Here is a 15,184-nt window from a genome sequence, read left to right as displayed (position 1 = left end):
TGCACCGGAGAACAATTTTTATGATGACTCAGGGGTTTCGTCGCTGCTGGCAACCTGGAGGAATTTTCTTCCATGTGTTTTTGCTTCTGGTTGTGGTTGGACTCACCTCCCTCACCGCTCAGGCACAGGGAATTTTGATTCCCCAAGAGCCGAACCGCCCACGCCCACCTGTCCCGCGCCCGGTTCCAATTCCACGAACTTTAAAAATTAAAAGCATCCGCATCACGACCACCATCAAAAATCAGGTCGCCCGAACACACATTGAACAAATTTTTTTAAATGAGACGCCCTATACGCTGGAAGGGACCTACTGCTTCCCGATCCCGGAAAGTGCTTCCCTGTCTGAGTTTGCCATCTGGGAAGGCAATCGGCGACTGGTCGGCGAAGTGGTGGAACGCGCCAAAGCCCGCCAGATTTACGATAGCATCGTGCGCACCATGCGGGATCCTGGGTTGCTCGAATATTCCGGAAAAGACCTCTTTCAAGCGAGCGTGTTTCCAATTCCCGGCAATAGTGAGAAAAAAATCGAACTGGCCTATTCCCAGGTGCTGACGGGCGAAAACGGCATTGTCCGGTATCGCTACCCGCTCGGAAGCGGCCAGCGCGCCCAGGGCGAACCGCCCCAAAGCGTCGTGGGTCAGGTGGAAATTGATTCCCCAACCGCTATCAAGACGATTTACTCCCCGAGTCATTCGATTGACACCAAACGTGACGGCGAAAAGAAAGCCCGCCTGAGCTTTGAAGTCTCTGGACAAAAAGGACTTGACGACTTTCAACTCTATTATGGCCTGAGTGAAAAAGACTTTGGTGTGAGCCTCGTCACACATCGCGAACCAGGCAAAGATGGCTACTTTCTGCTCCTCATCGCCCCAAAAGTGGCCATTTCCGAGCGCGACCGATTGGCCAAAGACATCGTGTTTATCTTTGACACGTCGGGGTCAATGAGCGGCGAGAAAATCGAGAAAGCCAAAAATGCGCTCAAGTTTGGCTTACAGTCACTTTCACCAGTGGACCGGTTCAATGTGATCCGCTTTTCAGGCGAAGAACATCTGTTTGAACATGGCCTGGTTGAAGCTTCACCCGACACCATCAAACGCGCCGTCCAATATGTAGATGACTTCCGGGCTGAAGGTGGCACCAATATCAATGATTCCCTGCTGGCTGGTTTGAAATTGTTTTCCGAGAGTGCAGCCCGTCCACGGATGGTGGTGTTTGTGACCGATGGTCTCCCAACAGTCGGAACGACCGACACGGCGACAATCATCAAAAATGTCACCGCCGCCAATCAGACCCAGGCCCGAATTTTCACCTTTGGCGTTGGCTATGACGTCAATACTCAATTGCTTGACAAAATCGCCGAGCAAAATCGGGCGGTGAGTGACTACATCGAACCCAATGAAGACCTTGAAGTGAAAGTCTCGAATTTCTTTGGCCGGATCAACTATCCGGTGTTGTCGGATGTGAAGCTCGATTTTGGCGGCGTGCAGGTTGACTATGTCTATCCGAAGGCACTAACCGACCTGTTCCGAGGTGGACAATTCACGCTGGTTGGGCGCTACCGAAACAACGATGATCAGCGGGTCACAATTCGGCTCTCAGGAATGGTTCAAAATAAAGAGCAAAGCTTTGCGTATGAAGGCAACCTCTTTGCTCGAACTGTTCCAGCCAATGACTTTCTTCCCAAGCTTTGGGCCACTCGTCGGGTTGGCGCCTTGATGGATCAAATCCGACTCAACGGCGAAAACAAAGAACTGGTTGACGAAATCGTGGCACTTGGCACCCGCCATGGCATTGTGACGCCGTACACGTCATATCTTGCCACTGAAACCAATCAACCGCCGCCGCCAGCCCCGATGATCGGCGGTGGTCGCCAAAATGCAGCCACCAAACCTGGGTATCAAGCACCACGGAAGGATCCTTTTGCAGACCAGGCCATTGTTCGCCAATCAAATAATGAAGCTGGTGCCGGAAAGAAAAAGGCGGGCCAGGAACCAAATGATCCATTTGCCAGCGCACCGAAGTCTCAGGCGGTTTCCGGTGCTGAAGCGGTTCGTGAAAGCAAGGACGTCGCCAAACTCCGCGATGCGGACAAGGCTGAAAATATTCAATCCGATACCGTGCGAACGATTAAAAATAAACGGTTCTATCTGGTTGATCAGGTTTGGGTTGATGCGGATGTCAAGGCGGATGACAAGATCCCAACCGTTGAGTTGAAGTTTGGCAGCGATGAGTACTTTGCCTTGCTCAAGCAAAAACCGGAACTGGCCGACTACTTTGCCCTTGGAACACGTGTTACGGTCTTTTTCGAAGGAAAAATCTATCGCGTTACGGATTGAGTTGAGCACGAATATTTTCCGCAACTTACTCTTTTCAAATGCTTTCTACTGGCCTCCAGAACAACTGGAGGCCATTTTTTTGCTCGACAGGTTCGTCTGGTCACTCTGACATGGCTTGCTTTTTCGAACAAGCGTTCGATAAAATTATCACATTCACACCAGCCTCAGATTCTCACGAAATTTTAACCATTTATTTTGTTTCACATTGCAAGAGGAGTTCACGTTCATGGCCGCTTATAGCACCACCACGCTACGCACCCGCTACCACGATGCCCTAGTTGACTGGCAAAAGAAGAATTTTCCCGAAATGGAAATCCTGATGAAGTACTGGGATAAATACTTCCCTGGGCAAACGCCATTTCAACTGGTCGCCAAGGTCGGCAACCTCAAATCAGACACAATTGAATTTGGAAAGTTCGCTGGCCAGAAACGCTTTGAGCATGCGGGCGATATGGTCGGCAATATGTTTTACAGCGCCCGCGATATCATCAAGGCCCAGTGCAGCACCGAGTTAGGCTCAATCCAACAACATCGAATGACACTGGAAAACGCCATTTCGGATGAAGCCAAATTCGCCATGTTACGCGTCCAGGCCGAAGAGCTGCGTCACGCCTATCAGATGTTTTGGGTGCTCGAACACGACCAGAGCTGGAAAAAACCTGGTCACGGCGACGTGGCCGAAGAAACCATCGAGCAATTGCTTTCAATGGAACTTGGCTCGCACGTCCTGGATGCCTTCAATATTGAATTCAACCGGTTTCTCGACAACGTGATGTTTACTGCCGTGATTGATCTGGTTGGCAAATATCAACTTGATATGCAGAAAGTCTTTAGCTATGGCCCGGTTGCCCGATCAATGGGACCGATGTTTAGCGAAGAAGGCTTCCATCTGGGAACTGGTCGCAAGTTCCTGAAAGAAATTGCCATCAACGCCACCCGAGGTGAAGGCGAATACAGCATCACCGACATCCAGCAAGTCATCAATCAGTGGTATCCGCGCGGCCTTGAAATGTTTGGCAACGAGCACGGTGGTGAAACCTCAGTTACCTTTGGATTTAAAGATCGCACCAACGGCCAGGCACAGAGTGAATACATCCGCGAAGTCAAAGGAATCATTGACAACACCAACGTGGCAATTCTGCAGGTACTCTCACCTGGCATTGCGGCTGACGAAGCCATTAAACTGGCTGATGAAGCCACCTCCACCGGATCAACCGTTCGAGGAATTAAGCCGGAACAACTGGTCTTTCTGCCCGCCCGGAATTTCTTCCGCAAACGTGGCCCGGAAGAAGTTATTTTCAAGCCAGTTGACCTGCAAGGCACAACCATTACCCAGAATGGAAAACCACTGGACGCCGATGCCTATTTGAATTACCTGCGAACAGTACTTCCGACTGGCTTTACCCAAAGTCGTGAGTTTAGCAAGTACGCCGACCAGCTCTATAATGCGCATTCAACCGTGATGAGTTATGGGTACGGGTTGAATTGAGATGTGGGTGAAGCAGCAACCCATAGCGAGTAGCGAGTAGTCAGAAAAATCCTTTTCAGTTAAGGTGGTCCCAGATTTTACCCTGGTGACTGAAGAATATTCACAGTGAAAAAGTGAACTCACAGAGCAATAGATTGACTACTCGCTATCTCGCTATCTCACTACTCGCTTTGGTTCGCTATCTCGCTATCTCGCTACTTCACTACTTCACTACTTCGCTACCTTGCTCCAGATTCGCGACAGTTGCTTTCTTAACATTTGTGTAATACAGTGGAAACACTCCAACGGGGTAACAGTTCCTCTTCCGTTGGGACTCACCAAATCTTTCTAAATGCAAGGAGGAAAAACCTTTATGAGCACCGAAACTGTCGAAGCGCTCAAGGCTGAATTACTCTCAAGCCACTCTGAATACCGCGAGCTGGCACGTGAACACAAACGTTGTGAAACCCGCATCAGTGAACTCCTCGCCCTCCCCTTCCCCAGCCAGGATGAACAAACCGAAGCCGCTTTTCTCAAGAAAAAAAAGCTTGGATTGAAAGACCGCATGGAAGAGATTATGCAATCCTATAGCAAGTCTCGCACAAATCACTGAACCTCCTCTTGCAAGTAACATATTCAATTGGTTTTCAACGCCATTTCAGAAAGAAGTGTGGGGTCTCTCCACCAAATCTGACTGGTTTCACTTCTCGATTGTTGTAAAGGAGAGCGTCTCTATCCGGCGCTCTCTTTTTCTATGGGCGGTTCCCTGATATAGTGTCCGCCTGAACGTCGCCCACTCAGCGGCTTTATCCCCATCTTATCTTCAACAAAATCAAGGAATTTTGATTTATTCTGGCATACAGTGTCAGAGTTGTTCGGCCTCTGGGCTGGGACGACTGACAAGGTAGAAGCCATCTGTATTTATGGCTAAGGAAGGTTACCCATTTGTTCTTTTCTTTTTGATTCCCACCATTGTGTTTGCGGTTCTGCAGTGGTGGATTCTGGCGGGCATATGCCTGGTCTTGACGCTGTTCATGATGCACTTTTTTCGTGATCCGGAACGCACAATTCCGACTGACACCAATACCGTTGTGGCGCCGGCGGATGGAAAAATCACGCGGGTCATCAAGGTCGAGCCCGACAATCCCAATTCACCCACCCTGATCAGCATTTTTATGTCACCGCTCAATGTCCACGTCAACCGGTCACCAATTCCGGGGGTGATTCGCGAGGTCAAACACACCAAAGGACGCTTTGTAAACGCCATGAGCGATGAAGCGTCCCTGGTCAACGAGCAAAACACAATCACGCTTGAAAATGACCGGATGACCGTCGTCATGAAACAAATTGCGGGGTTTATTGCCCGGCGATGCGTGTTTTTCAAACAACCTGGCGACCGGGTTGGCCTTGGTGAGCGCGTAGGTCTCATCAAGTTCAGTTCACGAACTGACCTAATCCTCCCGGCTGAAGTCCAGGTCATCGTCCACCCTGGCGAGCGTGTCTATGGCGGCACAACCATCATTGGAAGGATTGAACAAAAGTGAACACTGACGAAGACCGCAACGAACGTGTGATTCGGGCACGCCAGCAGATGCGCAAAGGCGTCTACATTCTGCCGAGCCTGATTACGATCACCAACATTTATGCCGGGTTCTATTCGGTGGTTGAAGCCTTGAAAGGCTACAAATACATGGGCCTGCATAATATTGATATGGCAGCCCATCATTTTAATATTGCGGCCATGTGCATTGGCTGGGCTGTGCTGTGTGATTTTCTGGACGGACGTGTTGCCCGGATGATGAACGCCACCAGCGACTTTGGGGTCGAACTCGACAGTCTGGCTGACGTGTTGAGCTTTGGGATTGCTCCAGCGGTGCTGGCCTATACCTGGGGATTTGGCGGTGCGCTTCCCGGCTTTGAAAAACTGGCCTGGGGCGTCTCATTTATGTACCTGATTTGCGGCGCGCTCCGGTTAGCCCGGTTTAATGTCCAGGCTCACAAACCCTCGCCGCCGCCTGACCCGACTGGTGCTCCAACGAAGAAGTACTTTGTGGGGCTTCCCATTCCGGCTGCCGCAGGTTTGATTGCCGCAATTATCCACTTCGCTCCCTGGCCGATTCCCTACAAGCTGACCAACACCTCGGTTATGAACCTCAAGCTATCACTGTCAGGTGATATCTATGCTGTGCTCCTGCTAACCCTGGTTGCAACCCTCTCCCTGCTGATGGTCAGCACCTTCAAGTTCCAAAGTCTGAAGAGCAACAATCCGAGCCCTGGCCGAAGCCCAATCCTCACGATTGTCGCTATTGCCATGCTCATCTTCTTAATTTCTTCCTATTCCGAATGGACGCTCCTGATCATTGCAACGCTCTATGCCGTGCAGGGTCCGCTTGGAAAAGTCTTGAGTCTGTTTCGCCGTAAATCCAGCATGGCGGCTGAAGACCCTCTTTTAAAACTGAACCCCAACCAACCGAATTAACGATGACTCTGGATTACCACTCTTTCTTGTCGGCTGAAGCCCTCAGCATGAAACCCAATGCCATCCGGGCACTGGCTCACCTTGTCAACCGTCCAGGAATCACCAGTTTCGCGGGAGGCGTCCCAAGCCCCGAAACATTTCCCTTTGAAGAGCTTGGCGACATTACCGCCCACCTGATCCGCGACCGTGGCACAACCAGCCTCCAGTATCAACCAACTCGTGGCAATCGTGACCTGATCAACTATCTGGTTGAGTACCTGCGCCGTAAAGGTGTTGCTGATGCAGCGCCAGAACAGGTGCTCATTACGGCTGGGGCCCAGCAAGGACTGGACCTGGTCGCCAGAATTTTGCTCAATCCAGGCGATGTGGCCCTGGTGGTCATTCCAAGCTACATTGGCGGACTGGCCGCACTCAATAATGCCCAGGCGCAGATTTTTGGCTCACGTGAAGAAGCCGACGGCCTCAATCTGGCGGCCTTTGAAGCCGAACTCACCCGGCTCAAGACCGCGGGAACACCGGTGAAACTGGTCTATTCGATTCCCAATTTCCAGAACCCTTCGGGCGTGACGATGTCTGATGCCAAACGGGATGGACTGATTGAACTGGCGTCGAAATACAATTTTCTGATCGTGGAAGATGACCCGTACGGCGAGCTGTATTTTGATGCCGAAGCTCCGCCACCAGCTTCACTCAAGAGCCGGGATCGCGAAGGCCGTGTGATCTATCTCGGTAGCTTTTCCAAGGTTCTCACCCCTGGCCTGCGGGTCGCCTGGATGGTGGCGCCGGCTGCCCTGACGGCCAAATTCGAATTGTGTCTGGAAACAGCAGCCCTGTGTGGCGGCGTCCTCGACCAATCAATCGTGGCCGAAGTTTGCCAGCGAGGACTGGTCGAATCACGCCTGCCTCAGTTGCGTGAATTTTACGGAACTCGTTGTCGGGCCATGCTTGAATCCCTTGATGCCTTTGCAACTCCGGACATGCACTGGACACGCCCCACTGGCGGCCTCTTTGTGTGGGTTGAAGCCGCGCTCCACGTTGATGCCGAAGCCCTTCTCCCACACATGGTTGAGCGGGGGGTTGCCTATGTTCCGGGTCGTCCGTTCTGTATTGATGGCTCGGGAAAAAACACGCTCCGACTGGCTTTTTCTAAAGAATCTCCGGAAAAAATCCGTGCTGGAATGGAGACGTTACTCAAAGGCATTTCAGCATTGACCTCACTGGCACCAGCTATGGGCGACTGAAACAAAATGAAGAACAGAGAATAAAGAAACCTGGTGATTAGTGGTTAGTGATTAGTGATTAGTTCCTGGCTCTTGGTTTTTAGTTCTTGGTTCTTGGAAGCTATTGATTTCTAACCACTAACCACATTCTTCATTCTTCATTCTTCTTATGTTTCGACTTGATGGACAGGTAGTACTCATCACAGGTGGGGCAACTGGAATTGGACGCGCCATCGCCGAAGTGTTTTGTGAAGCCGGTGCGAAACTGGCGATTGCTTCACGGCGAATGGTAGAAGGTGAAGAAATCGTTCGCCTTATTCAGCAAATCGGCGGCGAAGCCATTCACATTGGCGCAGACATCTCACTTGAATCAGACGTCAAACGCGCCGTTCAGGCAACATTGGCGCACTACAACCAGATTGATGTACTCATCAACAACGCGGGCATTATGCGGCGCGGGGCCGTGACCGAACTCACCGAGGAAGATTGGGATGAAGTCCTTGAAACTGATCTCAAAGGTGTGTTTTTGTGCGCGAAACACGCCCTGCCACCCATGATTGACCGCCAATACGGCGCCATCGTCAATATTGCTGCAATCCACGGACTCAAAGGCGGAGCCGGCACCACGGCGGCATATACGGCTGCGAAAGGTGGCCTGGTGAGCCTGAGCAAATCAATGGCGGTTCGCTATGGTCCGCAAGGCGTGCGAGTCAATTGTATTTGCCCAGGATTTATCCCCACGGATATGAATCGCCATCTGATTGAAGATGCACCTGACCCGGTCCAACGTCGTCGTGAGTATGAAGCTGGCTATCCACTGCGCCGGCTTGGGACGCCGCATGATGTGGCCTATGCAGCGCTCTTTTTGGCCTCATCTGAAGCCAGTTGGATTACTGGTGCCACACTCGTGGTTGATGGTGGATTGATTGCCAAATAATACCAGTTTGTAGTCAGTAGTCCGTAGTCAGTAGTCCACTAAGTCTATTTGATTAAATTACTTGACTATTTCCCAACGCGAGAATTCCATTCCCAAATGGTATAAGTTCGTGACTCCAAACATTTCACATTTTTCCAATTGATTGAAAGACAGATCATGAAAGAAAAAGTTGTCAAAAGTGACACTGAGTGGAAACAAACCCTGACACCAGAACAATTTGCCGTTTGTCGTCAGAAAGGAACCGAGCGTCCGTTCACCGGCAAATATTATGACACCAAAGAAGCTGGAATTTACCGGTGTGCCTGTTGTGGTCAGGAGTTGTTTAGTTCTGAAACCAAGTTTGATTCCGGTACCGGGTGGCCCAGTTTCTGGTCGCCGGTTTCGCCTGACAATGTCTGTAATGAAGCGGATGAAAGCTGGCTGATGCCTCGCACTGAAGTCCTGTGCAGTCAATGTGATGCCCACCTGGGCCATGTCTTCCCTGATGGCCCTGCACCGACAAACCTGCGATACTGTATCAACTCGGTGGCACTGACCTTCGAGAAAAAAGAAATCCCAGCCAAACCACCCCGCCCGCCAGAAAACGGAGTGGTCTTTCACGAATTCAAAGACATTCGTCATCTGATCCCCTGGTTTATTTTTCAGGAATATGGCCAACTCACCGGCAACTATGTCTATGCCGACCAGATTGTGTGTCTTTCAGAAAATGGCCGCCTGAAAATCTGGCTCAATGAAGAAGCCCGGCTCGCTCGTGACCCAGAACGGTTGATTTGCGACTATGACGAAAACGTGCTCCGTGGCCAATTGAGTCAGAAGTAAAGACCGAATGAAGAATGAAGAAAGTGGTTAGTGGTTAGTGGTTAGAAATCGCTAGCCTCCAAGAACCAAGAACTAACCACTAACCACTAACCACTAAAAGCTTTCTTCATCCTGCTTCCATTCCTGTGTTGCCCCGACCAACTCCAATTGAGTGAGGACTTTCCCCGATGTCATCTGTGAAACCAACAGCAGATATTGATAAATACCTTGATCTTCTCCGTGATAAAGATAAACAGGCGCTGGCTGGCGGCGGTGCCGAGCGAGTCGAAAAACTTCATGCGGCTGGGAAAATGACGGCCCGTGAACGCATCCTGGCGTTTGTAGACGAAGGTTCCTTTGAAGAATTTGATCGCTTTAAAAAACACCGCTGCACTGATTTTGATATGGCAGACCAGCAATTTCTGGGCGATGGTGTTGTGGCGGGCTATGGGCGGGTTGATGGACGGGTGGTGCTGATTTTTGCCCAGGATTTCTCAGTGTTTGGCGGTTCGCTTTCTGAAACCAATGCCGAAAAAATTTGCAAAGTCATGGATATGGCGATGAAAGTTGGCGCCCCGGTCATTGGTCTCAATGACTCTGGCGGCGCTCGCATTCAGGAAGGTGTTGCCAGTCTGGGCGGATATGCCGAAATTTTCCTGCGCAACACCCTGGCCTCCGGGGTGGTCCCGCAAATTTCAGCGATTCTCGGCCCCTGTGCCGGGGGCGCGGTCTATAGCCCGGCCATTACGGATTTTAACGTGATGGTCAAAAAAACCAGTTACATGTTCATTACCGGGCCGGACGTCATCAAAGCTGTCACCAATGAAGAGGTCACCAAAGAAGAACTCGGTGGTGCCATGACCCACAATATGAAAAGCGGGGTCGCGCACTTTGCCGCCGAAGATGAAACCGACTGTCTGGCAATCATCCGCGAACTGCTTTCATTTATCCCATCCAATAATCTGGAATCGCCACCACGTCGGATTCCAAGCGACAAACCTGATCGCCGGGATGACAAACTCAACACGCTGGTCCCCGTAAACCCCAATCAGCCCTATGACATGCACCACGTGATCAAACATCTGGTGGATGACAGGCATTTCTTTGAAGTTCACGAACACTATGCCCGCAACATCATCGTCGGGTTTGCCCGCTTTGATGGTATGCCGGTTGGGATTGTCGCCAATCAACCCAATGTGCTGGCCGGGGTTTTAGATATTGACGCCTCAGTCAAAGCCGCCCGGTTTGTGCGCTTCTGTGATTGCTTTAACATCCCGCTGGTCACGCTAGTTGACGTGCCAGGATTTATGCCGGGAACTGAGCAGGAATATGGTGGCATCATCCGTCACGGTGCCAAACTGCTCTATGCCTTTGCTGAAGCAACAGTTCCAAAGGTCACGGTAATCACCCGCAAAGCCTATGGCGGCGCCTATGACGTGATGTCGTCAAAACACATCCGGGCTGATGTCAACTTTGCCTGGCCAACGGCTGAAATTGCCGTGATGGGTGCTGAAGGCGCGGTCAATATTTTGTACCGTAAAGAAATTGCCTTGGCTGAAAATCCAGAGGCCAAACGAGCGGAAATCATTACGGAATATCGCGATAAGTTCGCCAACCCATACATTGCGGCGGAACGGGGCTACATTGATGAAGTCATCGAACCACGCCACACCCGGCCCAAGATCATCAATGCGCTAAAAATGCTTGAAAACAAACGCCAGACAAACCCACCGAAGAAACACGGGAATATTCCGCTTTAGTCAGTAGTCAGTAGTTGATAAGTCAGTAGTCAGTAGACAAAACCTGGATCGTTGAATCCGTGAATTTCTTGACGAGCATGGTTCATAAATGACTCAAATCGAACAAAATACACTTGACATGAACTCCTAAACCCCAACACTCGACTACTGACTACTGACTACTGACTACTGACTACAACCTGATATTACTCCTATGATCCTCACCGAACATCAAGGCAAAGTCCTCACCATCACCCTGAATAATCCGGCGAAGAGCAATTCCCTCCATCCGGATCTGGTCAAATCACTTCTGGTTGTTTTGAAAGAGGCCGCAACAGATCAGGCGGTAAATGCCATTGTCCTGACTGGTGCCGGGAAAAACTTCTGTGCCGGGCTGGATCTGGCGTTGCTGCTGACCTGGACCCCAGATGAAAAGCTGGCGTATCTGGAGACGGTTTCATCACTCTTTGTTCAGATTTGGGAGCAACCGCAACCAGTGATTGCCGCCGTTCGCGGTGCGGCCCTGGCTGGCGGATTTGACCTGGCCGCCTTTTGCGACCTGCGCATTGCCTCTGAAACGGCTCAGTTTGGTCAGGCAGAAATCAATATTGGGCTAACGCAGATCATTCACCCGCTTTATAAATCCATTGGGCTGGCTCGCGCCAAAGAGCTTTCGCTGACTGGACTTCCGATTTCAGCCGAAGAAGCCTATCGCATTGGGCTGGTCAACCACGTCCATCCAGAAGACGAAGTCCTTCCAAAAGCATTAAAAATGGCTGAGTTGATGGCTTCAAGATCACGGTATGCGCTGTTTGAAACCAAGCGCCTCACCCGTGAATTGATTGATCTCGACACCAAAGCCGCCCTGGCCGAAATCAATCGGACCTTCATCGGGTGTCTTGACTCACCGGAACACAAAGCAGACCTCCAGAGGGTCTATTCAAAAATCAGCAAGTCAAAGTCAAGCTAGCATTTCATTTGTGACAAGCACCAAGTACTACATTCCATGCTCAAAGATGTAAAAAAAGCCACCCCGTGGATTTTTCAGCGGCTGCTTGATCGGCTGGAAAACGAAACGGACCTTGAGACTTATGAATATGACGAACTGGAAACCTATCCGGAACTTGAGTCTCTCTTAATCCAAATTGCCGCATTACCACCCAAAGAACAAATCGAAGCCTGCTGGCACTTTCTCAAAACCGGGAATGACCAGTTTCGTGAATTTCCACTGGGAACGGTTCAGTTTGAGCGGGCGATTGCCGGGTATGTGCAGGCCGTTCAAAACGCCCGATCCAGTGAGTCTCAGGATCAATATCTGGACCACCTGCTGGAAGCCTGTGAATGGGACATGTGTGCATTTGGGTCCGTGCTGTCAAAACTGAAAGCTGGGATTGATACACTGGCCACGACCGAAGCCGAATACCGCTACCTGATTGAACGACTGGTCGAAAGCAACCTTCCAGGTGCATTTGACTGGATGGCTGAGTATTACTTGAAACTCGGCGAAGAAGACGAGTTTCTCAACATCCGCGAATCTCATCTGGAAACCGAAGCCAACTTTCTCCAACTGGCTGATTACTGGCAGTCAAAGGGAAATGCCCGGCGATCTGTTGAAATCCTGGAACGGTTTGTCACTGAGTTGCCGGTTCGGATCCAGATTGCCCACTATGCGTTTGCCGCTGAGGTTGAAGCACCCGAGACCAGCCCGGTGTTGCTTCGACTGGCAGAGCACTATACGGCGAAGGCTGATAGCCACAATCTCTGCCGGATTTTGATGGCCACCGCCCACTATAGCCGGTTTACGCCTGAGCTGTACCAGCAAATCGAAACACTGGCTACCCAACTGGGAAACTGGCCGGATCAGCGGCGAATCCTGCACGAACTGGCCCGGGGCAATGCTCAACTCCTGGCTGAAATCCTGCTGTATGAACAACAGTGGGATGAAGTTATCGCCTTTGCCAGACAGGATATCACCGAACGCGCCCAGATGCTGATTGCTGAAAAGATCAAAGACCTGTTCCCAGTTGAAGCAATTGTGATTTACCAGAAACTGGTCATTGATTACCTTGAACTTGGTGAAGATCAACACCTGGAACGAGCCTGGCAGCACGTGTCAGCCATTCGTAACATTTTTCTTTCCCAGACAAAGGATGAACCTGGCTGGAATGCCTATGTCACACATCTGAAAGAAACCTATGCCTACCATATCGAGTTGCACGAAGTTTTGAATCAACTGGTGACTTCCCCTTTGGAAAAGGAGTTTTTGTGTTAGCTGAACGAGTCAAATTTTTCACCGAATCGGTCATTCGCGAAATGACCCGTCAGGCCAATCTCTACAGCGCGGTCAATCTGGCCCAGGGCATGCCTGATTTCGAAGCACCCCAGGAGTTAAAAGACGCGGCCTGTCGTGCCATCCAGGAAGGATTCAACCAGTATGCGATTACCTGGGGCGCTCCGGTCCTGCGCAAAGCGATTGCGGAAAAAGCCAAACAATTCAATGGGATTGACTGCCTGCCGGATGAAAACATCACGGTGTGCTGTGGTGCCACCGAGGCCATGATGGCTGCCATGCTGGCGCTGGTGAACCCCGGCGATGAAGTGATTGCCTTTCAGCCATTTTATGAAAATTACGGTCCAGATGGGTTACTTTCAGGCGCCAAGCCGGTGTGGGTGCCGATGTATGCGCCGGACTGGAAATTTGACCCTGACGAACTCCGCCGGGCGTTCGGGCCAAAAACCAAAGCTATCATCATCAACACGCCAAACAACCCAACCGGACGTGTTTTCACCCGCGAAGAACTGACCCTGATTGCTGAACTGTGCCAGGAACACGATGTCTATGCACTGACGGATGAAATTTATGAGCACATCATCTACAACGATCAGCCGCACATCAGCATTGCGACCCTGCCAGGAATGGCCGAACGAACGGTGACCATCAGCGGGCTCTCTAAAACTTACAGTGTGACGGGTTGGCGACTCGGGTACTGCATCGCGCCGCGTGAAGTCACCAACGGCATTCGGAAAGTGCATGATTTTCTGACGGTTGGCGCTCCGCATCCACTTCAAGTGGCCGGGGCCATCGCAATGGCGTTTCCAGACAGTTACTATCAGAAAATGCTGGCCGAATACCGCGAACGTCGCGAAGTGTTGCTTGGCTATCTGGAACAGGCCGGGTTTGTCTTCTCGGCACCGGAGGGCGCCTACTATGTGATGACCGACATTGCCGGCCTGGGATGGAATCACGATCTGGAATTCACCAACTGGCTGGTCAAAGATATTGGCGTGGCGGTGGTTCCAGGCAGCAGTTTTTATGCTCCGCCCGAAGATGGCCGCACCAAAGTCCGCTTTATGTTTGCCAAAAAAACCGAGACGCTCCATCAGGCCGGGGAGCGATTGCTGAAACTTCGAAAATAGATGTGGCGAAGTACCTTGTCACCAGGTTACTGAGAGGTTGAATTTTGTAAGTGTTTGATTTTTTTCGTGTTTTTCGTGGTTTTCGTGGTTAAAAATGTCTTGGAATTTTCGGTAAGATACTTATGAGTGTGAATCCAATCCGAGTCATGGTGGTTGACGATCACGAAGTGGTCCGTGAAGGGCTGTCAGTGATTATCCAGCGCGAAGCGGACATGGAGATTGTGGCACAGGCCAAAAATGGTCAGGAAGCGATTGACCAGTACCGCCGTCATCAACCGGATGTGGTCGTGATGGACCTCAACATGCCGATCAAAGACGGCGTCGAAGCCACGGCGGCCATTCATGCGGAATTCCCCGCCTGCCGCATTCTGGTCTTGAGCGTTGCCAACGGCGACGAAGACATCTTTCGGGCACTCCAGGCTGGTGCCAAAGGCTATTTATTAAAGGACACGCTCGGAAAAGATTTACTAAATGCGATTCGAGCCGCCCATCAGGGCCAGAGCTGTATTCCCGCCGAAGTCGCCCAACAACTGGCCAAACGCTTTACGGTCACTGAATTGACCCCACGCGAGCTTGACGTCCTGCGCCTGATGACGCGTGGCAAGAGCAACCGGGAGATTGCAAACATGCTCGGGCTGACCGAAGGCACGGTCAAAGGCTATGTGAGCATTATTTTGAGCAAGCTCAACGTCAATGACCGCACCCAGGCGGTGACGACGGCGCTCCAACGTGGGCTGGTCCGGTTGGACTAAAGTCAGGGTTCGGGGTTCAGGGGTCAGGGAGATGAAAT

13 protein-coding genes are annotated in these 15,184 nt (G+C 51.1%); all 13 read left to right on the top strand.

What is annotated here, in order from left to right; translation table 11 throughout:
• The first annotated feature begins 20 nt into the window (after nucleotides 1–20).
• A complete protein-coding gene (locus tag HY774_13050; protein MBI4749411.1) occupies nucleotides 21–2,336 on the top strand; it encodes a VWA domain-containing protein in 2,316 nt (771 codons plus the stop codon).
• A gap of 226 nt (nucleotides 2,337–2,562) precedes the next feature.
• Nucleotides 2,563–3,825, top strand: a complete 1,263-nt coding sequence (locus tag HY774_13045; GenBank protein MBI4749410.1) for a hypothetical protein — start codon at nucleotides 2,563–2,565, stop codon at nucleotides 3,823–3,825.
• 352 nt (nucleotides 3,826–4,177) lie between these two features.
• Nucleotides 4,178–4,417: a DUF465 domain-containing protein gene (locus HY774_13040; GenBank protein ID MBI4749409.1), complete on the top strand. Its 240-nt coding sequence runs from the start codon at nucleotides 4,178–4,180 to the stop codon at nucleotides 4,415–4,417.
• A gap of 310 nt (nucleotides 4,418–4,727) precedes the next feature.
• The gene (locus HY774_13035) at nucleotides 4,728–5,348 is read left to right on the top strand and encodes a phosphatidylserine decarboxylase family protein (protein MBI4749408.1); all 621 of its coding nucleotides are present in this window, start codon (nucleotides 4,728–4,730) and stop codon (nucleotides 5,346–5,348) included.
• A complete protein-coding gene (locus HY774_13030; GenBank protein MBI4749407.1) occupies nucleotides 5,345–6,283 on the top strand; it encodes a phosphatidylcholine/phosphatidylserine synthase in 939 nt (312 codons plus the stop codon). The genes HY774_13035 and HY774_13030 overlap by 4 nt, the downstream gene beginning before the upstream one ends.
• Before the next feature lie 2 nt (nucleotides 6,284–6,285).
• Nucleotides 6,286–7,524 carry a PLP-dependent aminotransferase family protein gene (locus tag HY774_13025; GenBank protein ID MBI4749406.1) on the top strand — a complete coding sequence of 413 codons (1,239 nt, stop codon included), beginning with the start codon at nucleotides 6,286–6,288 and terminating at the stop codon, nucleotides 7,522–7,524.
• 148 nt (nucleotides 7,525–7,672) lie between these two features.
• Entirely contained in the window at nucleotides 7,673–8,440 is a 768-nt protein-coding gene (locus tag HY774_13020; protein ID MBI4749405.1) for a 3-oxoacyl-ACP reductase FabG, read from the top strand.
• 156 nt (nucleotides 8,441–8,596) lie between these two features.
• Complete coding sequence (msrB, locus tag HY774_13015) at nucleotides 8,597–9,259, top strand: peptide-methionine (R)-S-oxide reductase MsrB (protein ID MBI4749404.1); 663 nt, start codon at nucleotides 8,597–8,599, stop codon at nucleotides 9,257–9,259.
• A 167-nt stretch (nucleotides 9,260–9,426) separates the two neighbouring features.
• Nucleotides 9,427–10,998 (top strand): acyl-CoA carboxylase subunit beta, encoded by a 1,572-nt coding sequence (locus HY774_13010; protein MBI4749403.1) that lies wholly within the window; start codon nucleotides 9,427–9,429, stop codon nucleotides 10,996–10,998.
• Between the two features lie 193 nt (nucleotides 10,999–11,191).
• Nucleotides 11,192–11,947 (top strand): enoyl-CoA hydratase/isomerase family protein, encoded by a 756-nt coding sequence (locus tag HY774_13005; protein MBI4749402.1) that lies wholly within the window; start codon nucleotides 11,192–11,194, stop codon nucleotides 11,945–11,947.
• Between the two features lie 36 nt (nucleotides 11,948–11,983).
• The gene (locus HY774_13000) at nucleotides 11,984–13,249 is read left to right on the top strand and encodes a hypothetical protein (GenBank protein MBI4749401.1); all 1,266 of its coding nucleotides are present in this window, start codon (nucleotides 11,984–11,986) and stop codon (nucleotides 13,247–13,249) included.
• A gap of 41 nt (nucleotides 13,250–13,290) precedes the next feature.
• Entirely contained in the window at nucleotides 13,291–14,394 is a 1,104-nt protein-coding gene (locus tag HY774_12995; protein ID MBI4749400.1) for an aminotransferase class I/II-fold pyridoxal phosphate-dependent enzyme, read from the top strand.
• 122 nt (nucleotides 14,395–14,516) lie between these two features.
• Nucleotides 14,517–15,146 (top strand): response regulator transcription factor, encoded by a 630-nt coding sequence (locus HY774_12990; GenBank protein ID MBI4749399.1) that lies wholly within the window; start codon nucleotides 14,517–14,519, stop codon nucleotides 15,144–15,146.
• The last annotated feature ends 38 nt before the right edge of the window (nucleotides 15,147–15,184 follow it).

Source organism: Acidobacteriota bacterium, assembly GCA_016208495.1.
In the GTDB taxonomy this organism is placed as follows: Bacteria; Acidobacteriota; Blastocatellia; order Chloracidobacteriales; family Chloracidobacteriaceae; genus JACQXX01.
The sequence above is the reverse complement of the archived record's forward strand: the minus strand, read 5'-3'. Positions and strand labels throughout refer to the sequence as shown.